Origin of the sequence: Mycobacterium sp. (assembly GCF_036488105.1) — a bacterium.
In the GTDB taxonomy this organism is placed as follows: Bacteria; Actinomycetota; Actinomycetes; order Mycobacteriales; family Mycobacteriaceae; genus Mycobacterium.
In genome coordinates this window covers 41401-62384 of record NZ_DASXHW010000082.1, presented here as the reverse complement: position 1 = coordinate 62384, position 20984 = coordinate 41401, and the positions used below count along the sequence as shown (strand labels likewise).

Genomic DNA, 20984 nt, shown 5'->3' with positions numbered 1-20984 from the left:
ACGCTCGACCGCTTCGCCAGCGCTCACGCAATCGCCACGCCCACGTCGGTGGAACTGATACAGGAGCAGCAATGTTGCGCACCGAAGTTTTAGGAGCCTGGGAGCTGGTGTCCTACACCGCCCAGGACACTCACGGCGGACCGATCACCTACCCGCTGGGTCCTGACGCGCTGGGCCTGATCATGTACACCGCTGACGGGTACATGTCCGCGCAAATCATGCGCCCCGACCGGCCCGCCGACGACCGCCCCGAAACAGACGGAGGCACCCCCGAACAGGCTGAGGCTGCCGCCGCCGGATACCTCGCCTACAGCGGCCCATTCACCGTCGACGAAAACACCGGCGTGCTACACCACCATCCCTGGGTGTCGCTGCTACCGAACTGGTTAAACCTGACCCAGCTACGGCACAGCAAGCTCGACGGAGACCATCTCAGGCTATCCGCCGTCACCGATGCGCCCGACGGTGTCGAAACCATCAGCACGCTGGTGTGGAAAAGGGCACCCATAAACCACATTTTTGGAGCGCAGCGCGACCGACGCTGAACCGCACGAACACCACCGCAGGGAGAGCGCCCATGCACGTCTTCGAGGTCCGCAACGCCGAACTACTCGAATCGATCACCCAACAAGCCGCCGAACACGGCATCACCTACGCCGCCATCGTCGCCCTGATCGGCGCCGTCGACAGCTTCACGGTGTCCACCAACCCCGCCGGCGACCCCACCGCACACACCTACTCCAGCTACCCGCTGCCCGCCGAGATGACCGCCACCGGTGAGATCGTCGACGGCAAGCCCCACATCCACGCTGTGATGGCGGTGCAAGGAGACCGCGCCATCGGCGGCCACCTGCATACGGCGCACCTTGGCACCTCGTTCGCGCGCGCCTACGTGATTCCCTCCGAGCACCACGTCGCCGTGCCCGCCCACGAGCAGATCGTGTTCGAACAGTTTCCCGATGAAGACGCCCCTGGAGGCCGGGGGCGGCTCAACGACACGCGAGTCGCCTCTCCGCACCCTTTGGCTACCGGCTCGCCTGGACTCGGCTCGTAGAGCGACCGAGCTTCTCGATCAACCGAAAGTGAAACGAACAAGAAAGTGAGTGAATACCCATGTCAGCTCAAACGGCATTGACCAAATACGACGGAGTCCTCGTGACGATCCGCTCCAAGAAGTCATTCTTCGAGGTGACCAAGGCCATCGAGTCGAGCCTGCAGCGCTTCTCGGTCCCACGGATGATGGAATACGTGGGGCACGCCGACCGTGACGGATTGGAGGCCTACGTCGCTGCGGTCTCAGCACCGAGCAAGTTCTCCATCTTCTGGGAAATGGAGCAGGGCACGACGATGCGACTGGCCGGAATCCCGATCGATTCGAAGTTCTACCTGGTCGGCAACGCCGTCATCGCGCGGGGTTTGTTCCGCTACACCGCCGCCTCCGGTCTCGGAGCGCCGGTACGTATCTGCGTCTCTCAGCGCGACGGTGAAGAAATCCGCATCGACTTGGACCAGGTCAGCGCCTTCTTCTCCAAATTCCCTGAAACCGCGCCCTCAGACGTTCCCCAACTGCTCGATGACGAGATGGTCAAGGCCTTCGAAGACGCCGCGTCCTAGCGATCGAGGAGTGCACCACTCGAGTGAAAGTCGCACCGCGGATCTCTTCGTCGAACCCACACCGCCCATCCAAGACAAACGGCTTCGCCGCCGACAGGATGCCGACGCAAGCAATGCCGCATAACCTGTCACATTTCGAGAGCCGGCCGGATACGAGTGAAAAAGGCGCCGATGACCACATCTGATCGGGACCCCACCGAGTACGCGTTCCAGCATGAGCAGCACCGCGATACCGTCGCGGAGGAGGAGGCGTTCCTCGCCGGCCCGGGCGACCGCGAGGCCGCCGACTACGACTACGCCGCCGTCGCGCGCGCTCTCGCCATCGGGCCGGACTCGTCTGTGGCCGAGCGCACGATCGACATCACGACGCTAGGCGCGCGCAGCGGCACCCCGCGTCGCGTCGAGGTGTGGTTCCACCGCGTGGGCGGTCGCTGGTATCTGACCGGCATGCCCGTACCCCGCAGCTGGTATGCGAACCTGCGGGCCAATCCGCGGTTCATCGTGCATCTCAAGCACGGCGTCACCGCCGACCTGCCCGCGACTGCGGCGCCGGTCGACGAGCCGACACGGCGGCGGGTGATCACCGCGGTCCTCGACCTACAAAACCGACCCGACATCGCGGCGCGGGTCAGCCGGCCCCAGGACCTCGACGACTGGCTCGCGCGCAGCCCGTTGATCGAGATCGTGTTCGACGACGAGCGGTTGCGGACGTCGCCCTCGGCGCTGTCCGGGTAGTCCGAACCCCAGGGTCGGTGATGGCTTTCACCGGCCTCGAGGCACACCGCTTCGGAGCGGACGCTGGAGAAGTGACCTGACTACCAGCAAGTGGTTACGTCTTTCGCGGCGATCGAGGAGATCTGCGAGCGAGCCGATGTCGCCAACCGAACGTTCTTCAATCACTTTCCCACGCGACACGCAATGATGGCCGCGCTGACACCTCGGGCCTTACGAGCGTTGTACCCCGATGCCCTCCCCTTGTTCATGCCGCGCCAACCTCAGATGAAGTCCGAACCGCCGTCGACGTTCACAGTCGCTCCCGTGACATACCCGTTTCGCCGAGACGCCAGATAGGTTGTCAACGAGGCGATCTCGTCAGGGGATCCGGCACGGCCGAGATCGCACGGGTGGTGAAAATGTTGCTCCACCCAATGCATCACATCGCGTGGGTCGGCGGCGTTAAGTCCTTCAGCAGCCAGGGTTTCTCGCAGGTCTTCGGTGAAGCTGGCGGTGACAATCGTCCCGGGGCACACGCAATTCACCAGAATACCCTCTGGTGCTAGGGATTTGGCGAGGTTCTTTGTCAGGCTCGACAGCGCCGCCTTCGACGCGGTGTAGGCGACGAGTCCTGGACTCTGACGTTGAATCGAGTGCGCCGACAGGGTAACGATCCGGGCCCATGACGCGGCGCGGAGCATGGGTAGGGCCAGACGTACGCTTCGGACCGCCGACATGGTGCCGAGATCGATCGTTGCCTGCCAGCCGACGTCGTCGAGATCGTCAAATGCACCTGGAGGTGGGCCTACCGTGTGCACAAACACGTTGAGCGCGCCCCACTTCCTGGCAAGGGTCGCGAAGCCGGCGGCAATGGAGTCCGGATCGGACATGTCTACGCTAATTCCGAGCACCTCGGGGGCCCCGGCGTCGCGTAACCGCGCGACTGCAGCATCCAGGGCGGACTGGCCGCGAGCCATGATGGCCACCGAGGCACCCTCGGCGGCAATGCATTCAGCGATCGCCAAGCCCATACCCTTGCTGCCACCGGTGACGACGGCTGACGCCCCCGCAAGTCCAAGATCCAAGGTCTAATCCTTTGCCAGATCCGCGTGGGCAGCGTGAGGCGGTGACTCCGGCCCAACAACGTTATATATATTATAAAATATCTAGCCACGCAAAGTGATTGCCAGCCCCGAAAGCCGAAACAAGCGTCGGTAGCGTGCTTCTGGCACACACCGGGTCAGCTACGTTGCTGGCGTCGCCCCCCGCGCTCGTTGAACTCGGCGACGCGTTGCTTGTGCTCATCACCGAACGCCAGCACGGCATTGGCGATCTGCTCCACCTGCCGCGCGGATGTCGGGTCGGTGTTCTCGCACAAGTCCACCGCCAGCTTGGCGATGCCGACCGCCTGACGCGGCAAACCCGCCAGATGCCTGGCGAACGCATGCACCCGGTCGTGGAACTCGGCGTCCGGATACACCTCGTGAACCAACCCGATCTCGCGGGCCCGGTCAGCGTCGATCGACTGACCAGCCATCGCAAGCCATTTGACCCATTGCGGACCCACCAGGCGCGAAAGCCGGCTGATTCCGCCGCTGCCGGGGATCACGGCGAGCTTGATCTCGGGAAGTCGGAACGTCGCCGACGGCGCCGCAAAGCGGAAGTCGCACGACGCCGCCATTTCCACCCCCGCCCCGAAGCAATGGCCTTGGGCTGCGAGGATGACCGGCCGGTCGAGCTGCTCGAAAGCGTCATACAGCGCGGTGTGCTCGCGGTAGTCGCGCAGATATTGCGACGGGGTGCGCTCGGAGATGTCAATAGCGGAGATGTCAATGCCCGCAGTGAAGTACGGGCCCACCGCGCGGATCACCATCGCCCCGAGATCGTCGCGGGTTTGCAGGGCTCGTACCGCCTTCCAGAGCACGCCGGTCATCGCGTCGCTGATGGCGTTGTGCTTGTCGGGCCGGTTGAACGTCACTGTCACGACGCCGTCCGTGTCGGTCAGCTGCGCGTGAGACGTGTCGGTCATCGCCGGCCCTCCTGTGTTGGCATAGGTCCTCGAATACTGTCCCAGCCTGCCGTTTCGCAGACGCTGGCATCCCCCAGTTTGCCGCCGGTCGTTGCGACCGCTGTCGCCGCCCAGAGCGGGCGTGAATCGGTTCTCGGGTCCTGATGGTTGCAGTGCGTCGGCATGTTGGATCGGTCGCTTTCGCGGGCCGACCGTCCCGGGCGCCAGGACGGCTCGCGGCGGGCGCCAGACACCGGTTAGGCCTCCTCGCGAATCATGTTGGACGACAAGATGTCTGGGCTGCCGCAGGCAAACGGTGGCCGGCTTTGAACATTATATAATGGATATTCTAGACTCAAAGGTGTGAGCGCGTATCGAACGCCGGCCGAAGCCAAGCCGCTTTCCGGCGTGCGGATCCTGGCTATCGAGCAGATGCAGGCGCTGCCGTTCGCGACCCAGCTGCTCGCCCGCCTCGGCGCCGACGTCGTCAAGGTCGAATCCGTCAACGGCGGTGATCAGGCCCGCGGCTCGCTGCCCGCCATCGCCGATCCGCAGGGCCGGCGGGTGGGCGCCACGTTCCTGCGCAACAACCTCAACAAGCGCAGCGTGTGCATCGACCTGAAGTCGCCAGCGGGGCGCGACCTGGTGTTAAGCCTGGCCAAGGGCTTCGACGTGGTGGCCGAGAACGGCCGGCCGGGCTCCATGGACCGGCTCGGGCTGGGCTACAACCACATCGCCGAGGTCAACCCGCGCGCGATCTACGTGTCGGTCTCCGGATTCGGCAACACCGTCGACACCCCCTACCGCGACTGGCCGGCGTTCGCCCCGGTCGTCGAGGCCATGTCAGGCCTCTACGAGATGAAGCGCGTCGACGGGCACCCTCCCCAGCCGGCGCCGGCCGGCGCACTGGGCGACATCGGCGCCGCGCTGTTCGCCACCATCGGCATCCTCGCCGCGCTGCGGCACCGCGAGATGACGGGCGCGGGGCAATACGTGGACATCGCGATGCTCGACAGCGTGGTGGCGATCACCGACATCATCACCAACTTCTGGTCCATGGGTACCAGCGCGCGCTCTGTCGGGCAGTTGATCCTGCGCGGCTTTCAGGCCAAGGACGGCTGGTTCATGCTGCAGGTCGGCCGCGAGCACCACTTCGAGCGCTTGGCCAACCTCATCGGCCACCCAGAGTGGCTCCAGGATCCACGGCTGGCCAGTCGCCAAGGCTGGGTCGATCACATGGACGACGTCATCGTGCCCGCGATCGAAGGCTGGGCCGTGGGCATGACCAAAATCGAGGTCTGCCACGTGCTGGCCCAAGCCGGAATCGCCGCCGGGCCATGTCTGCGCGACGACGAGGTCGCCGCGGACCCGCACCTGGCCGCCCGTCAGATGCTGGTGCAGATCAAGCGTGATGACCAGCCTGACCGGCCGGTGCTGGTGCCCGCCAGCCCGGTGCGCCTGTCGGCGATGATCGCCGACGCCGACGAGCCGGTGCCCTGGCTGGGCCAACACACCGATGAAGTGCTGCAGTCCGAGCTCGGGCTAGGTGCCGACGAACTGTCGGCACTGCGGACCCACCAGGTCATCGCCTAGACAACTACGGATGACGACACAGAAATGACAACGCCGCCACCAGCAGATCAGCCCACCGACACCCGGTCAGGCTTGACCGCTTTCCTGTTCGACCATCCAGCCGCCCCCGACGACGCCATCGCGTATTGGTTCGACGGCCAGATGACGCGCGCGCAGATGGAGCGAGCCGCCGCAAACCTGGCCGACACCCTCTGCGAGTGCGGTGTGCGCGAGGGCCAGCCCGTCGCTCACATCGTCGAGTCGGGCCCAACCGCGCTGTCGGTGATGTTCGGGTGCTGGCTGGTCGGCGCGGTGTACGTGCCAATCAACGGCCGAATCACCGAAGCCGAGATCAGCGGCCAGATCGCCGCGAGTGAGCCCGCCGCGGTCGTCGCACAGCGGGCCCGACAGAGCGACGACTCGATCGCGTGGGTGCTCACTACACCGGAATGGGAATGGGTCAGCCGGGCGGCGGCACGCCCGTGGACCGGTGAGTTCTCTCCGCCGGGCACCGCGCTGGTGATGCGGACATCGGGAACCACCGGCACGGCCAAACCTGTACTGCTGCGACACGACGGCGTGGCCGAGGGGATCGACACCGTGTTGTCGAGCCTTCGGGCCAAACGCGCCACGGACACCAAGCCCGCCGGCCCGGCGATGCCGAACCTGATTCCGACCAGCCTGGCGTTGTGGGCCGGCATCTGGAATGTGCTGTTCGCGTTGCGCGCCGGCAGCCCGGTGGTGCTGATGGACCGCTTCGACACCGCCGAGTTCGCCGATCTGGTGCGCCGGCACAACATCCGCTCCACCGTGCTGGCGCCGGCGATGATGGCGATGTTGAGCGAGGACCCGCGCGTCGACGATCTGGCACCACTGACGATGGTGCGCAGCGTCACCGCGCCGTTGACCCCGCACCAGGCCCGAGCGTTCAAGGCGAAGTTCCGCGTCGGCATCATGAACTGCTACGGCCAGACCGAATTGGGCGGTGAGGTCGTCGGGTGGACAGCCAAGGACATGCGCGAGCACGGCGACGACAAATTGGGCTCGGTCGGCCGGGCCCACGACGGTATCGACATCCGCGTCCTCGACGACACCGGTGCGGACCTGGCCACCGGTGAGGTGGGCGAGATCTGGATCCGCTCGCCGTATGCCAGCCGTGACGCGGCGGTCAGCGAGCGTCTCGTCGACGGGTACCTGCGCACCGGCGACATCGGACACCTCGATCCCGAGGGGTTCTTGTGGTTGGAGGGCCGCGCCTCGGATGTGATCAACCGCGGCGGGCTCAAGGTGTTGCCGCACGAGATCGAAGAGCAGCTATGCGGGCTCCCGGATGTGGCCGAGGCGTGCGTAGCCGGTATGCCCGACGAGCGGCTTGGCGAGGTTCCGGTCGCGTGGGTGCGCGCCACTGCCGGAGCGACACTTGAGCCGGCCGCGGTGCTGGCCAACCTGCGCAACACGCTCGCCGGATACAAGGTTCCGGTGCACGTCGAGCTGGTTAACGAGTTCCCGCGCAACGAGATCGGCAAGGTGCTACGCCGGACACTGGTCGAGCAGTGGGCTGCCCGCCACGAGGGCGATCGTGAAGGAGCGGGGTAACGGTGTTGAACGTCTCTGAACCATTGGCCGTGGGCGAGCGACTTCCGGTGCGCAAGTTCGAAGTGACGCTGACCGAGGTGGTGCGCTACGCCGGCGCGTCGGGTGATTTCAATCCGCTGCACCACGATGAGGCGGCGGCGAAAGCGGCGGGCATGGACGGCGCGTTCGCCCACGGGATGTTTTCGGCTGGTCGTCTGGCCACCGCCGTGACCGATGCGGTCGGTATCGAATCGCTGGCCCGGCTCGCGGTGCGCTTCCGCGCGCAGGCCCGGCGAGGCGCCACGCTGACCTCCGACATCGTGGTGGCCGACATCCAGCGAGAGAACAACCATGTCGCGATCGAGCTGGACTGCCGGCTCGTGGACGAGCAAGAAACGGTCGTCGTCAGCGGTTCGGTCGCGTTGAAGACCACTCCGCCGGCCCCGCAACCCGACGAGGCGACGCCGAGTGCGGCTTCCGGCGCGGAGCTGGTCGGCAAGCGGCTGGCACCGGCTGTGGTCGCGGTGGAGCGCGGCCCGGTGCAGATCTTCGCTACCGCGGTCGGCGACGACAACCCGGTGTATCGCTCGGCTGGGGCCGCCGCGGCGGCGGGTCTGGACGGCATCCCCGTACCGCCGACGTTTGTCTTCGCCTCGGCCTACTGGGGCGCTTTCGCCGACAAGCAACCTGCGCCCGCCGCGGGTGACGCGTCACTGGTGGAGCTGATCGCCTTGCTGCGCAACGGGCGCAAGGGTGTGATCCTGCACGGCGAGCAGGAGTTCACTTATTACCGGCCGATCCGCGTCGGCGATGAGTTGCACGTCAACGGCGTCGTGGAAAGCGTTGAGGACAAGCCGGGCAACGGCTCTCGGCCCGGGATGACGGTCATGGTGGTGCGCACCGACTATCGCGATCAGACCGCGCAGCTGCTCACCACGGCTCGCAGCACCTTCCTGTTCCGGCCGGCAACGCGCTGACGATCGCCGCAAATCCGCAGGACTGAGCCGAAATCGTATACTTGATCCTTCGAGCAGTTTTCGCCGAGTAGGTAGGAACGCATGTCTCCGTCAAAATCCGAATCCCGGGTCCCTCGCGCGCTACTGCCGCCCGCCGACACTCCGCGTAGCACTGCGGAGAAGGTCGCCAACTACATTCGGACGCTCATCTTCAACGGCTACCTACAACACGGCGAGCGGATCCGTCAGGACGAGCTCGCCGAAGCGCTCAACGTCAGCCGAATCCCGGTGCGCGAAGCGCTCATCGCGTTGGATCGCGAAGGCTGGCTGACCAGCAAGCCGCACCGCGGCTCGTTCGTGAACGGGTTCCACAGCGACGGCATCGAAGACCATTACGAGCTGCTGGGCATGCTGTTCGGGCTCGCCGCCCGACGAGCGACCGAGCACGCGACACCCGAGCAGATTGAGGGGCTGATCGCCCAGCAGCATGCGCTACGCGCCACCGACGACCCCGACGAGTTCCGCCGCGAAAGCGACCAGCTGATCCGGCAGATGTTCCGTATCGCCGACTCCCCACGGTTATCGGCGGTGCGCCGAGTCATGACCGGGATCGTGCCCGGCAATTTCTTCGCCGAAGTTCCCGGCACCATCGCCGATCAGAAGCGCACCACCGCCCGCATCGTTAAGGCGATCGCTGCGCGCGACGCCGATAAGGCTGCCGATGAATGGATCAAGCTGATGCGCCGACATGGCCTGCATGTGATCGAGTTGCTGCGCGAACGCGATCTGCTCAAGGCCGGCTAGGTGCCCACCGCCGGCGCTACGACGTTGACCCCGCGGCGACGAGGTCGGCGACTGCTGCAGCACCATCGGTGAAGCTCAGGAAGGCGTGCGGCAGGTCGACCGGCAGGATCGCGGATTGCACTTCGGCGCCGCGAGCGCGAAACCGCAAGTGGGCCTGCTTAATCCTGGCCGCCGAGACGATCGCATCACCGGCCGAGCCGATGAGTAGCACACGGCGGCCGCGCCAGTCTTCGCGCAGCACCGAGCGAGCCCGCAGCAGGCGCAGCGGCACACCGACATGCTCCGGACCGTCATACCGGGCCAGCACCGTGTCACTGAGCACGCGCTTGGCGGGCGTGCCGTAAATCATGACGGCGGCAGTTGCCGGGAAACACCGAGTGTGGAACAGACTCGTCAGCCGCATCCGGGTCAGCGAGTTCGCGGCGGCCGAGGCCCTCGTCGCATGCGCCATCGCCGCGAGCCCAGGGATCGAGGCACCGGTGATCACGAACCGATCGATGCCGCGGCCGAATTCGCCGATGAGGCGGGCGATGTCGACGATCCCGGCCGAATGCGACAGCAGCTGAATGCTCGTCGAACGCGGCTGCCAGCGGACGATCATCATGCGACCGACTTCATGGCGGACCGCACCGCTGGCACGCGAGACCAGCGCGCGCGCCGGCGTGTCGGGCCCCAGCATGCCCTCAGGGGTGTGGCCCGGCATGTCGAAGGCGACAAGGCGGATATGGTGTGCGGCAAGATGTTCGGCGAGCAGCGCCAGCATCGCGCCGGACATGCCGCCGCCGCTGAAGCCCAATACGGTTGGAGCCTGCTGCCAGGATACGGCGCTAGCGTGCAGGTACTCGACGATTGGCAGGCCTGCGGCCGTGTCCACGATCTCGGCTCGCATCGAAATCGGCTCATGCCGGTCGACCGCATCGATCAGCACGTCCATATCTGCCTATCCCTATCACTCAATTTGCGGGCGAACGACGAGTCAGTCGGTGGAAAGGATCATTCCGGAATGACCCGAGGCGACCAACGCGTTGCGCGCGCCGTCAACCTGGTTGGCCGCGGTTCCGCGCAGTTGGCGAACCGCCTCGATGATGTTGTTGACCCCGTGGATATAGCCCTCGCCGAGCAGCCCACCGTGGGTGTTGACCGGAATCGCGCCATCGATCGCGATGTTGCCGTCGGCGATGAAGTCCCTGGCCTCGCCGTGGCCGCAGAAGCCGAACGCTTCCAACTGATAAAACACCACCGGGCTGAAGTTCTCGTAGAGCATCGCCACGTCGATGTCTGACGGCTGTAGTTCGGCTGTGGCGTAGAGCGATTCGGCGACCGCCTCGGCCTCGGTGAAGCGCGCCAGATCGGGATGGAAGTAGTTGAAGATGATTCCGCTATCGCGCAGGTTGGCGTAGGTGGCGGCGGCGACCCGCACCACCGGGTGGGCCAGGTCGCGGGCGCGCGACTCGCTGGTCACGACCACCGCGACTCCCCCGTCGCTTTCCTGGCAGCAGTCCAGCAGCCGCAGGATGGGTTCGACGATCCACCGCGAGTTCTGGTGATCGTCAAGGGTGATGGGGCGCTTGTAGAACCACGCGCGCGGGTTGGTGGCCGCGTATTTGCGGGCCTGCACGCTGTAGAGGCCGAAGTCGGCGTTGCTCAGCCCGTAGGTGTCCATGTAGCGCTGGAACCACAGCGAGTACATCTTGGCTGGGGTGTCCAGTCCGAAGGGCAGGTACAGATTCAGCGGGGCGAGTTGCACCTTGGCGGGCTGGCCGAATCGCTGGCCCGAGCGTTCGTTGAAGGCCCGGAAGATGACCACGGCGTCGGCCATGCCCGAGATCACGGCCGCGGCGGCCTGCTGGACGGTGGCCGCCGACCCGCTGCCTCCGAACGGCGTGCGTGACACCCACCGGGTCTGTGAGATCCCGACGCTGCGCATCAGGTCGAGTTCGTCGTTGTCGTCCTGGGTGAAGGTGACCAGCCCGTCGATATCGGCTGGCGTCAGGCCCGCGTCGTCGATGGCGGCCTTGACCGCCTCGGCGGCCAGCTGAAGCTCGCTGCGGCCCGAGTTTTTGGAGAACTCGGTCTGACCCACGCCGACGATCGCCGCTTTCGGCGTTTGCAACGCATCGGGCATGGTTAGGCGGCCTCCTCGTCAAGGATGAACTGCGGCAAGGTGACATCGCCGAACCGTGCGAAGGTCACCTTCACCGGCATGCCGGTGCGCACCGGGGTCCCCGGCTCTGCGGCGATGTTGCTGACCATCCGGATGCCCTCCTCGAGGTCGATGAGGGCCACGATGCGCGAGTCCGACTCGGGAACCGACGGGTGCCGCGACACGATCCAGCTGTAGATGACGCCCCGGCCGGACAGGTCCTCGACGGTGAAGTCGAGCGACTGGCAGTGTGGACACATCGGGGTGGGCGGATGCTGCAGTGCACCACAGTTTGCGCATCGGCGTGCGACTAGCCGCGATTCGCGGGCCGCGGCCCAGAAGTATTCATCGCTTCGCGACGGCACCGGCGGTATCACGGTAATCATCTGTGCTCCTGTGGGTTTGAGTCCGCGACGCTTCGGTGGCCTCGGCGCGGCATGGTGCGTGCGGCACGGGCTATCACCGCCGCGAGCTCAGTCAGATGAGGGAAGCTGTTTGGCGGCTTCGATTTCCATCGGGCGGCCGTCGATGGTCAGGGTGCCCTCGCCGGCGGTGACACACAACAGCTGGACATTTGCCTCGGCGTCGACGTAGCGCTTACCCATCACGCTGCCGCCCAGCATAGCCGGGTCGGCGGCCTGCTTGTCTTGCCCCGCATCGGATTTCGCGTCCACCATCGGCACCCCGCCGCAGCTGAGCACGACCGTTTCATCCTTCGGCGCGCGCAACACGATGACTTTGCCCGAACAGACGACGCTTCGCATTTGTTGTCCGGTTTTCATTTCAGGACTCCTTCGTTGGAGTGCAGGAATCTAGTGTGGCTGACCCTGCAGACGCGGTCACGATGTGGTCGGCCAGGGACCAACCGATGAGACGACATCCGCCCACCCGAGCAGGCGCCGCCACAGCCGTTGCCGAGTGGCCGCGATGTTGTGGTTGTGCGCGGAGTCGGCCAATGAATAGAAGGTGATGTCGGCGCTGTTCGCGAACGCGGGCACCAACTGGGCGGCCTTGTGCCAGGGCTCGTGATCGCCGCCGCCGAGAAAGACCGGAACCGTGATTTCGCGGATGTAGTCGGTGATGTTGCCGGGCACGATCGACAACATTGATGGCAGCGGCACCAGATTGGTCATGACGGCCCGCAGCGCGGCCACCCCGACCGGATCAGTGCCGGGCAGGTTGAACGGGAACGGTGCGGGCGCAGGCTGGTCGGGGGCCGAGCCGGACAACCGCAGGCGCGCCATGGCTGTCAGGACTTCCAGCGAGACCGGCCCCGCCGTGGCGATGCGACGTTCTTCTCGAGTCAGCGCGTCTGGCAGCCCGGCTGTAGAGAACCCCAGGCAGGCGACCGCGGTGTGCTGGGGTTTGATGGCCTCGCCGATTAGCGCAAGCATCGCGCCCATCGAATGGCCCACCGCCACCGTGTTGACCCTGATGGTCGCCGGCAGCAATGCCCGTAAGTCGTCGGCCGCCAACCGAAACGCTTCGACACCGGCGCGTGCGACGGTCCGGGGCGAGAGCCACAGGTTGTCGCCCGGCGTCGACTGTCCGGTGCCGAGATTGTCGATCAGCACGCAGGCGAACCCGGCTGCGCTGGCGTAGCGGGCGAAGCTGAATCCCGCATCGGGTTCACCCAGGTCGAAGTAGTCGCCCGTGCACCCGCCACCGGGCGTACAGCACAGCAGCGTCAGGTGGTTGGTGTGCTTTGCCACGGCCGGAATGATCAACTCGGCACGCATCAGCCACTCCCCCGGCTCGTCGACGACAGCGCTGACGTCGTAGCGGGCGCGGATACGCCGTGGAAGAGTCGGTGCCGCTGGGGGCTCGGCGATGCGCACAGCACGTTCTCCTTCGTTACTTCGGTCCCGGGCGCAGCGCAAGATCAATGACGAAGAGCTGCATAGCTTCTGCGCCGTCGACGGACCGAACTCACTCGATATCGCCCGTTCACGCCGTAGCCGGCTCTTCCTCCGTCTGGACGATGACATTGGCGCCGATCAGTTCGTCGATCTGGTCGCTGCCGTATCCGAGGATGTCGGAGAGGATCTGCCCGCTGTGGGTGCCGACGGTCAACGGCGGACCCTGGATGACGCCGGGCGTATCGGACAGGTCGACTCCGAGGCCGGTCTGGTCGAACTTGCCGACATGGGGCTGCCGGTACGAGGTGACCCACCTGCGCGCGATCAACTCTGCGTCGTCGAACACGTTGCGGGAGAACTGCGGATCGCTGACCTCGGCGGGCACGCCCGCCGCGTCGAGCGCATCGCGCCAATCCAGCGCGCTGCGGGTCAAGAAGACCGCTTCGAGTTCCTTGCGCAAAGCCGCGTCGTTGGTGCCGCGTCCGATGGGGTCGGTCGGCTCGCTCGAGGTCAGTGCGTCGATGCCCACCGCGCCGGCCAACGCACTGCGCTGGTTCTCGGTGAGTGCCGCGATGGTCAGCCAGCCGTCGGCAGTCTGGTAAATGCCGTGCAGCGCATTGAATCCGAACAGCATCTTGTCGACCTTGGGCCGGTTGGCCTCCCGGCCGTTGGCGTCCACGTAGGTGCCTGACGCCGTCAGTAGGCAGGCGTACAGGATGGAGGTGTCGACGAATTGGCCCTTACCGGTCTTCAGGCGGTCGTAGTACGCGGCGAGCATCCCGATCGCGGACAGGAAGCCGTTTCCGGTGTCGCCCAGCGAGGTCAGCGACCACACCGGGGTTCCGCCGTCGTCCATTCCGCCGTCGGCCCATTCCAGTCCGGCCAGGGCGGCTCCGGTCTGGTCGTTGCCGGGCTGACCGTCACGGTAGCCGCGGTCGAAACCGCGTGTGTGGCAGTAGATCACCTCAGGATTGGTCTCCGCGACCGTGTCGTAGTCCAGTCCCAAGCGTACCGCCGCGCCGTAGCGCATGTTGTGCTGCACGATGTCGGCTTTGTCGATGAGTCGCCGCACCACCTCCAGGCCGCGGGGATCCTTGAGGTTGACCGACAGGCTGTGCTTGCCGCGGTTGGCGGCGAACGCGATATGGGTGGAGTGCCAGAAGCCGTCCCACAGCGTGTTCACCTTGATCACCGTGGCACCCAGATCGGACAGCAGCTGGGTGCCGAACGGACCCGCGATGGCCAGGCCGAGGTCGACAACCAACACACCGTCCAGAGGTGGTTTCCCTTCGGAGGGTGCAGCCGCCGACTGCGGTGCGCCAGCCGGCAATTCGGCGGCCTCGGCGCGTACCACATCGGTGTGCTCGCCGCGGCGCGCCGCGCCGACCGTGGGTGTGCCGAGGCTGCGGTCCAGCCGCAGCACGGAACCCACTTGGTTCAGCGGTCCCAGCTCGGGATCGTTGAGCACCACGACGCAGCCGTCGGCGAGCATGTGTTCGTCGGTGAGCGCTTCGGCCGGTGACTGCACGACCTGCAGGCACACACCGGCCACCCGGGCCGCCTCGAGCCACTCGGCGGAGGTGAACTTGGCGAACGCGGCGCGCATCAACGGCAGGTAGTGCCAGTAGACGATGAGGTCCTCCGGTCCGGTCAGGATCCGATCGGGGTCCTCGGACGGACGAACGCCGGCGGGCTCGAGCTTGTCGCCCTCCGACGACCCGAGCACGAATTTCGGGTTGGGCACCCAGTGCTGAATCCAGCGGCCGTCCGCGCATTCGAAGAAACCCTTGGAGGCGCGCTGATCGAACACCCACGTCCAAAACATCGGTGCCTCGACGTCGGCGGCACGCTGCAGCGCGCCGGTGCCTGCCCCCAAAGCGCCCTGCAGCAGCGAGGTTTCCACGTGCTGGCCGCGGCCCGTGGACTCCCGAGCGACTAGTGCGGCAGCGACACCCATCGCCGCGAAATAGGCCGCGCTCACGCTCGGCCAGGGCGAAGCCGAGAACATCGGTCCGTCGCGCTGTGGCCCGTCGGTGCTGCCTTCGGGTGTGTCCAAATCCTTTAGCGGGTATTCGGGCTCGCGGTTGATGTGGTGCAAATGGCCGCCGACACGCCCGAGTTGGTCGAACTGCAGTCCGGTGCGTGCCATCACCAGACTGTCGTAGCCCGGCCGGTCGGCGACGCGGATGTTTGTGCCGTATCCGGTGATCGATACGTAGATCAGCCGGGGGTTGATCTCAGCGAGGAGGTCGTATCCGAGGCCCAGCCTGTCCATGACGCCGGGTGCGAAGCTTTCGACGAGGATGTCGGCGGCCGCGGCCAGCCGCAGGAACACCTCGTGGTCGTCGCGATCCTTCAGATCGAGCACGGCGCTGCGTTTGCCGCGGTGCCACACCTTGTACCCGGGGTGTGCGGAGAACGGATCACCTTGTGGCCGTTCGATTCTGGTGACCTGCGCACCGTGATCGGCCAGCAGCATGGTGGCGATCGGACCAGCGATACCCCATGACAGGTCGAGGACCTTCAGGCCGTCGAATACGCCCGACATTATTACCTTTCAGCGAAGACTCGAGACGAGCTGTCAGAGATTCCAGACCCGCTCGGCGTTTTTGAACAGCAGTTTGTCGCGCTCCTCGTCGGTCGCGTCGAGGAACAGGTGGGATGCGATGTCCTGGGAGTGCGGCCAACTCGACACCGGGTGGGGGTAGTCCGAGGACCACATGATGTTGTCCACCCCGAGACGCTCACGGCCGTGTTGCAAGATGCCGGGCTCGTCGATGAATGTGACATACACGTTCTGCCGGAAGTAGTGGCTGGGCAGCTCTTTGAGACCGGGGAACTCGTAGCCCTGACGGGTGTTCATGTCATCGACGGTGTAGAGCCACCAGCTGACCCAGCCCACGCCGGGTTCGACGAACACCGTCTTCAGTCGCGGAAAGCGTTCGAAGATGCCGGTCAGCAGCCACATTCCGATGGATTCTGCGCTTGACAGCGGCACCATCGGGACGAATATGCCGCGCTGCGGGGTGGGATCGCGCCGCGCGAGGCCGTCGAGAGTGGTGTTGAGGCCGATGTGCAGGGCGATCGGGATGCCGGTTTCTTCGATGGTCGCCAGCAGCGGACTGTAGCGTTCGTCCCAATAGTCGGGCAGGCCGAGTTCGGACGGATAAACCGGCATCTGGATCGACTTGATCCCAACGTCGGCGGCATGCTTGACCTCCGCCACCGCGGCATCGATGTCGTGGATGGGGATCTGGAAGTTGATGTGCAGGCGGTCGGGATCCTCAGAGGCCCACTGCGCAAGGGTGGTGTTGAACGCACGGGTGGCTTCCTTGGAGCCCTCTTTGAGCATGAACAGGTAGCGGAACGCGCTGACCTCGCAGTAGGTGATGGACGACTCGATACCGTCAAAGTCCATGTCGGCCAACCGCTCCTTGGCCACGGTGTGACCGGGGCGCCCCTTGGCGGGATGATTGCCGGTGGCGAACCCGTAGAGCTCGTCGTCGCCGTCGACTTCTTGCCCATTCTGCTTCTTCCATAGCTGGTTGGTCGACGCCGAGAGCATCGGCATCATCTGCTGGACGAATTCGCCGACTGCGTTGTCGTAGTCCTGATGGAATTTCGTAGCCAGATTGGACTTGATCTGTTCGTGCGATAGGTCGACGTGGTCGTCAGCCGAGATCAGACGGTACTTGTCCTGGGTGAGCGTCATGGTGGTCTCCAACGTCGAAGTGACAGCTCACTCCACGTTATAGTAGTCACTATAAGAGTTCAAGGACGGGTTGGAGCCCTTGATTGGCGGCGGTCCCGGAATCGCCCAGATCGCACACGTCCGCGGCGTGTGGCGTCTCGCCCGATACCGGCTGACCCGACTTCAGAACCGTTGGCCTGTCGAGGAAATCGCCGGTCGGGGACGGCGCTTGGCGTGCGTTGGGTCCGGCGCCAGGTCACCGGAAGTAGTTGTTTGCGCACGGCCAATGTGGTCTGATGTTCGACAATCCCATAGCAAGGACTATGCCAATAGTTCAGTTCGTATGCAGGGGCGATGGGCCACCTCGTCGATGCGGGGCCGGCATGGTGTGGCAGTGAGGAGAACAGACGTGGGGATCATCGACGAGGTTTCAGCGCTGGGGCATTTGATCGACGGGCGCATCGTGCGAAATGACGCCCTGTTCCAAATCGTCAGTCCGTCCTCCGGAGAGATCGTCGCGATGTGTCCACATGCCACGGTGGAGTTGCTCGATGAAGCGATGACTGCTGCCGAGCGCGCCCAGCCGCAGTGGTATGCGCTCGGTGAGACCGCGCGGCAGAAGGTCATCGCCGCGATGAGCGACACGCTGGTAGCGCATCTCGACGAGATCGTCGCGGTCTCCGCACTCGAAAAGGGTGGCATCGGTGGGGCGGCCGAGGCCTATACCGCCCCCATGTTCATGTCCCACCTCGCGACCACCGCGGTTCCCGTCGACGTGCTCGAAGACACCCCGGAACGTACGGTCACGGTGGTGCGCAAGCCGGTTGGCGTCGTCGCGGCGATCAGCCCATGGAACGCCCCGATCCTGATCATGTGCGAGAAGATCGCCAGCGCGCTGCTCGTTGGCAACACTGTCGTCGCCAAGCCCTCGCCGTTCACCCCGCTGGCGACCCTGGCACTCGGCCGAATCTGGCAAGACATCGTGCCGCCCGGCGTGCTCAACATCGTGGCCGGCGGCAACGACCTCGGCGCGCAGATGGTGACCCATCGAGTCACCCGGATGATCTCGTTCACCGGCTCGGTGGCGGCGGGGCAGCAGATCGCCGCCGCGGCGGCGCCGTCTTTGAAAAACCTTGTGCTCGAACTCGGTGGCAACGACGCGGCGATTGTGCTGCCCGATGTCGACGTGGAGACCGTCGCCGAGGCCGTCTTCAACACCGCGTTCCTGATGAGCGGTCAGGTGTGCGCGGCGATCAAACGCCTTTATGTACACGAGTCGATATACGAGGACATGGTCGATGCCCTGGTCCGTCGCGCCGACGGGGCCGTGCCGGCACCCGAAACAGACGGCGGCACTTTTGGTCCGCTGACCACCCGGCCGCAGTACGAGCGGGTGCGAATGTTGTTGGACGACGCGCTATCCCACGGCGCCCGAGCAGCCACCAGCGCGACGCAAACGACATCGCGCGGTTACTTCCTTGCACCGACGATCCTTACCGATGCCAAACCGGGCATGAAGGTCGTCGACGAGGAACAGTTCGGACCCGTGTTGCCGGTGATGAGTTTTCGCGACGTCGATGAGGCGATCGACGCCGCCAACGCCACCGAATACGGTCTGTGCGGATCGATTTGGACCGCAGATATCGAAGCCGGCGCCGCGTTGGCCGCCCGGCTGGATTGCGGCACCGCGTGGGTCAACAACCACGCGGAGGTTGCGCCGCATGTGCCGTTCGGCGGCACCAAGTTCTCCGGCATCGGCCGCAACTGCGGCACGCCCGGCATCGACGGATACGCCGAGCTTCAGACCAGATACGTCTACAAGTCCGTCGACCGTGTCAGCGCACGCTGAATACGGCGGGCGCGGAGCAGCGGTGGCCAGGGATCTGACCGGAGATGTCGCGGTCATCACGGGTGGCGGCAGCCCGGTGGGCATCGGCGCAGCGACCGGGCGGCTCCTCGCCCAGTACGGCTGCCGAGTGGTGCTGTCCGACGTCAACCCGGTGACGTTGGCGACAACAGTCGCCTCACAGCGTGCTGCCGGCCTCGACGTGACCGGAATCGTCGCCGAGGTCTCCGAACTGACGTCGATGCAGTCGCTGGCCGATCAGGTGTTCACCGAATACGGACACGTCGATATCGCGTTCCTCAACGCGGGCATCGGTTATGCCGGAAGCTATTTCGAGGACGACATCGATGGCTGGCGTCAGGTTTACGGTGTCAACTTCTTTGGGGTGCTGCACGGCATCAAGGCGTTCGTGCCCAGGATGGTCGCCCAAGGCACCCCCGGCGACGTGCTGGGAACCACCTCAGGCTCGGGGGCTGTCGGTGTGATGTACCAGACGCCCGCCTACTCGTCGAGCAAGGCCGCTGTCCTCACGCTGATGGAGGGTTTGTACGCGACACTGCGCGATCAGAATTCGCTGATTCGCGCTCACGCTGTCTTTCCTCCGCTGACGAAGACGAATCTGGGTGGGGACCCCAGCGTCATGACGATGGTGCAGCAAGGCCTCGAATCGGCCGGTGTCGCAGCGGTTCTCGCCGAGCCGGAGGAAGTGGCAGTCACCGTGCTGGAATCCATCCAAAGCGGGAGCTTCTGGGCCCATCACGACCACGAGGCCGACTCGCGGCTGTCCAACGGCCGGTTCGAGGCCGATATCGACTGGCAGGACGAGATCGTGCGCACGCGCGCAGCGGCGATCATCGCCCGCACACCACCCGACCCCTACTTGTGGGGGCTGGCGCAGATCACGGGCGCGCAGTAGCGCCGGGCGTCACCCCTGCCAGGGCTTTCCTGGGCCGCGCTTGTATCCACGCCCACTCGACGTTAGCGAACATGGATGCTCGATATAATATTGGATATATAATCTCTCCCATTCCCGGCTCAAGGCGAGGCCGACTCGATCTGCGGGCGGCATTCGGCCGGGGATGGGGGCCCGACAATTCAACCAGCCGATCTTGCCCTGCATCACAGCTTTTCAGAAAGAAAGAACGACAAGAGCCGCCGTCACCCGCAGTCGGGGTAAGTCCCCCCGCGTGCCGATCTCGACCGCAGTGCAATCGCCGCCCTTGCGAAAGATATAGTATGTACTATATCTTGACGTCGGTCGCCTTCGCCGAATACGACCCACACACCGGGTAGTACGCGACACCGGATGGACACGTGTTCCGCCAGAGCGGCCTCGTTTCCCCCGATGCCGCCAGAACATGGAAAGACCTTCTCCCCTAGTGAATTCGGACGACACTCAAGATTGGCGCCCCATCGAGGCAGCCGCCGCGGCGGTGACGGCTCCGCCATCGGAATCAGCCGCGCAGGACAGAAACGGTCTCGTGCGACTCCGCACCAAGAAAGCCGGCCTCACACTGGCCTCGGCCGAGCCGATTCAGCCGGACTGGGTGTACAAGCTCGGGCGCCGCGAGTTGCGCGCGCAGGGCGACGACTGCAGGTTCCGGCTCACTGTGGTGGCACCGACGGTGGCCGATGTGGTGTCCTGTGTCGGCGGCTGGTTGGTCGACCGCGCCATGCTGGGTTGGGACATCACCGTTCTGATCGCTCAACCGCAGCAGGATCTGCGGCCGCTGAGCATCCTTGGTGTCAGATCGTTTGCATTTGACGCTGTGCTGAAAGCGCGGATGCGGCTACCGATACGTGACGGCATGTCGGTGGCTGCGGATCTGTACTTTGGCGACGCACGGGTACGGCGCTACGTGATACGACGGGTGCATCAACGGCAAAGCGAGTTCACATTGTGGGGCCAGGACCGGCTTGTGAATTCAGATGATGACCAGACCACAACGACAAGCGCCGTCACGATTGAGCACCAGCTCAGCGCGGCGGCGCGCACGTTCAAGGCGCACGCGCTGGGCGCTGCGCTCGGGTCGCGGCCGGCAGGGGTGGTGGGAGCGACCGAGACCTTTTGTGACGGTTGGCCGCGAAATGGACTGCACCAGACGTCGTTGCGCGTCGTGCGGAACGATATTGCCGGCGCAGCTCACCCTTCGTCCCCACCCTGAGTCCAACCGCGGATCCGGCGCATAGCGGCGACTATAC

The 20984-nt window shown here is 65.3% G+C and carries 20 protein-coding genes; 11 read left to right on the top strand and 9 right to left on the bottom strand.

The window, feature by feature from the left end:
• Nucleotides 1-71 precede the first annotated feature (71 nt).
• From VGH54_RS04575 to VGH54_RS04560, 4 genes are all read left to right on the top strand, one after another.
• Entirely contained in the window at nucleotides 72-545 is a 474-nt protein-coding gene (locus VGH54_RS04575) for a lipocalin-like domain-containing protein (RefSeq protein ID WP_331510753.1), read from the top strand.
• Between the two features lie 32 nt (nucleotides 546-577).
• Complete coding sequence (locus VGH54_RS04570; protein ID WP_331510752.1) at nucleotides 578-1054, top strand: PCC domain-containing protein; 477 nt, start codon at nucleotides 578-580, stop codon at nucleotides 1052-1054.
• Between the two features lie 101 nt (nucleotides 1055-1155).
• Nucleotides 1156-1614: a hypothetical protein gene (locus VGH54_RS04565; RefSeq protein ID WP_331510751.1), complete on the top strand. Its 459-nt coding sequence runs from the start codon at nucleotides 1156-1158 to the stop codon at nucleotides 1612-1614.
• A 171-nt stretch (nucleotides 1615-1785) separates the two neighbouring features.
• Nucleotides 1786-2349: a nitroreductase/quinone reductase family protein gene (locus tag VGH54_RS04560; RefSeq protein ID WP_331510750.1), complete on the top strand. Its 564-nt coding sequence runs from the start codon at nucleotides 1786-1788 to the stop codon at nucleotides 2347-2349.
• A gap of 260 nt (nucleotides 2350-2609) precedes the next feature.
• Here the strand turns inward: VGH54_RS04560 and VGH54_RS04555 are convergent, their stop codons facing one another.
• A complete protein-coding gene (locus VGH54_RS04555; RefSeq protein ID WP_331510749.1) occupies nucleotides 2610-3413 on the bottom strand; it encodes an SDR family NAD(P)-dependent oxidoreductase in 804 nt (267 codons plus the stop codon).
• Nucleotides 3414-3568: 155 nt separating this feature from the next.
• Nucleotides 3569-4357 carry an enoyl-CoA hydratase/isomerase family protein gene (locus VGH54_RS04550; protein WP_331510748.1) on the bottom strand — a complete coding sequence of 263 codons (789 nt, stop codon included), beginning with the start codon at nucleotides 4355-4357 and terminating at the stop codon, nucleotides 3569-3571.
• Nucleotides 4358-4699: 342 nt separating this feature from the next.
• Between VGH54_RS04550 and VGH54_RS04545 the strand changes: the two genes are divergently transcribed.
• The 4 genes from VGH54_RS04545 to VGH54_RS04530 all read left to right on the top strand — a co-directional run bounded on the left by VGH54_RS04545 (nucleotide 4700) and on the right by VGH54_RS04530 (nucleotide 9243).
• Nucleotides 4700-5929 (top strand): CaiB/BaiF CoA-transferase family protein, encoded by a 1230-nt coding sequence (locus VGH54_RS04545; protein ID WP_331510747.1) that lies wholly within the window; start codon nucleotides 4700-4702, stop codon nucleotides 5927-5929.
• 24 nt (nucleotides 5930-5953) lie between these two features.
• On the top strand, nucleotides 5954-7504 hold the full coding sequence (locus tag VGH54_RS04540) for a class I adenylate-forming enzyme family protein (RefSeq protein ID WP_331510746.1): 1551 nt from the start codon (nucleotides 5954-5956) through the stop codon (nucleotides 7502-7504).
• A gap of 2 nt (nucleotides 7505-7506) precedes the next feature.
• On the top strand, nucleotides 7507-8460 hold the full coding sequence (locus VGH54_RS04535) for an FAS1-like dehydratase domain-containing protein (protein ID WP_331510745.1): 954 nt from the start codon (nucleotides 7507-7509) through the stop codon (nucleotides 8458-8460).
• An 81-nt stretch (nucleotides 8461-8541) separates the two neighbouring features.
• The gene (locus VGH54_RS04530) at nucleotides 8542-9243 is read left to right on the top strand and encodes a GntR family transcriptional regulator (RefSeq protein WP_331510744.1); all 702 of its coding nucleotides are present in this window, start codon (nucleotides 8542-8544) and stop codon (nucleotides 9241-9243) included.
• Between the two features lie 16 nt (nucleotides 9244-9259).
• Here the strand turns inward: VGH54_RS04530 and VGH54_RS04525 are convergent, their stop codons facing one another.
• The 7 genes from VGH54_RS04525 to VGH54_RS04495 form a co-directional block, all read right to left on the bottom strand.
• Entirely contained in the window at nucleotides 9260-10177 is a 918-nt protein-coding gene (locus VGH54_RS04525; protein ID WP_331510743.1) for a hypothetical protein, read from the bottom strand.
• A 42-nt stretch (nucleotides 10178-10219) separates the two neighbouring features.
• Nucleotides 10220-11368 (bottom strand): thiolase C-terminal domain-containing protein, encoded by a 1149-nt coding sequence (locus VGH54_RS04520; RefSeq protein ID WP_331510742.1) that lies wholly within the window; start codon nucleotides 11366-11368, stop codon nucleotides 10220-10222.
• A 2-nt stretch (nucleotides 11369-11370) separates the two neighbouring features.
• Nucleotides 11371-11772: a Zn-ribbon domain-containing OB-fold protein gene (locus VGH54_RS04515; protein WP_331510741.1), complete on the bottom strand. Its 402-nt coding sequence runs from the start codon at nucleotides 11770-11772 to the stop codon at nucleotides 11371-11373.
• A gap of 87 nt (nucleotides 11773-11859) precedes the next feature.
• Nucleotides 11860-12168, bottom strand: a complete 309-nt coding sequence (locus VGH54_RS04510; RefSeq protein WP_331510740.1) for a hypothetical protein — start codon at nucleotides 12166-12168, stop codon at nucleotides 11860-11862.
• Nucleotides 12169-12225: 57 nt separating this feature from the next.
• Nucleotides 12226-13224, bottom strand: a complete 999-nt coding sequence (locus tag VGH54_RS04505) for an alpha/beta hydrolase (RefSeq protein ID WP_331510739.1) — start codon at nucleotides 13222-13224, stop codon at nucleotides 12226-12228.
• 109 nt (nucleotides 13225-13333) lie between these two features.
• Nucleotides 13334-15793, bottom strand: a complete 2460-nt coding sequence (locus tag VGH54_RS04500) for a CoA transferase (RefSeq protein WP_331510738.1) — start codon at nucleotides 15791-15793, stop codon at nucleotides 13334-13336.
• Between the two features lie 33 nt (nucleotides 15794-15826).
• A complete protein-coding gene (locus VGH54_RS04495; protein WP_331510737.1) occupies nucleotides 15827-16957 on the bottom strand; it encodes an amidohydrolase family protein in 1131 nt (376 codons plus the stop codon).
• Nucleotides 16958-17345: 388 nt separating this feature from the next.
• Between VGH54_RS04495 and VGH54_RS04490 the strand changes: the two genes are divergently transcribed.
• The 3 genes from VGH54_RS04490 to VGH54_RS04480 all read left to right on the top strand — a co-directional run bounded on the left by VGH54_RS04490 (nucleotide 17346) and on the right by VGH54_RS04480 (nucleotide 20947).
• On the top strand, nucleotides 17346-18785 hold the full coding sequence (locus VGH54_RS04490; RefSeq protein ID WP_331510736.1) for an aldehyde dehydrogenase family protein: 1440 nt from the start codon (nucleotides 17346-17348) through the stop codon (nucleotides 18783-18785).
• A gap of 22 nt (nucleotides 18786-18807) precedes the next feature.
• Entirely contained in the window at nucleotides 18808-19698 is an 891-nt protein-coding gene (locus tag VGH54_RS04485) for an SDR family NAD(P)-dependent oxidoreductase (RefSeq protein WP_331510735.1), read from the top strand.
• Between the two features lie 565 nt (nucleotides 19699-20263).
• Complete coding sequence (locus tag VGH54_RS04480; RefSeq protein WP_331510734.1) at nucleotides 20264-20947, top strand: hypothetical protein; 684 nt, start codon at nucleotides 20264-20266, stop codon at nucleotides 20945-20947.
• The last annotated feature ends 37 nt before the right edge of the window (nucleotides 20948-20984 follow it).

Bases quoted from the DNA above. Each gene is read 5' to 3' on its own strand.
- VGH54_RS04575 (WP_331510753.1), top strand. From the start codon at position 72: ATGTTGCGCACCGAAGTTTTAGGAGCCTGGGAGCTGGTGTCCTACACC.
- VGH54_RS04570 (WP_331510752.1), top strand. From the start codon at position 578: ATGCACGTCTTCGAGGTCCGCAACGCCGAACTACTCGAATCGATCACC.
- VGH54_RS04560 (WP_331510750.1), top strand. From the start codon at position 1,786: ATGACCACATCTGATCGGGACCCCACCGAGTACGCGTTCCAGCATGAG.
- VGH54_RS04550 (WP_331510748.1), bottom strand. From the start codon at position 4,357: ATGACCGACACGTCTCACGCGCAGCTGACCGACACGGACGGCGTCGTG.
- VGH54_RS04540 (WP_331510746.1), top strand. From the start codon at position 5,954: ATGACAACGCCGCCACCAGCAGATCAGCCCACCGACACCCGGTCAGGC.
- VGH54_RS04530 (WP_331510744.1), top strand. From the start codon at position 8,542: ATGTCTCCGTCAAAATCCGAATCCCGGGTCCCTCGCGCGCTACTGCCG.
- VGH54_RS04525 (WP_331510743.1), bottom strand. From the start codon at position 10,177: ATGGACGTGCTGATCGATGCGGTCGACCGGCATGAGCCGATTTCGATG.
- VGH54_RS04520 (WP_331510742.1), bottom strand. From the start codon at position 11,368: ATGCCCGATGCGTTGCAAACGCCGAAAGCGGCGATCGTCGGCGTGGGT.
- VGH54_RS04515 (WP_331510741.1), bottom strand. From the start codon at position 11,772: ATGATTACCGTGATACCGCCGGTGCCGTCGCGAAGCGATGAATACTTC.
- VGH54_RS04510 (WP_331510740.1), bottom strand. From the start codon at position 12,168: ATGAAAACCGGACAACAAATGCGAAGCGTCGTCTGTTCGGGCAAAGTC.
- VGH54_RS04500 (WP_331510738.1), bottom strand. From the start codon at position 15,793: ATGTCGGGCGTATTCGACGGCCTGAAGGTCCTCGACCTGTCATGGGGT.
- VGH54_RS04495 (WP_331510737.1), bottom strand. From the start codon at position 16,957: ATGACGCTCACCCAGGACAAGTACCGTCTGATCTCGGCTGACGACCAC.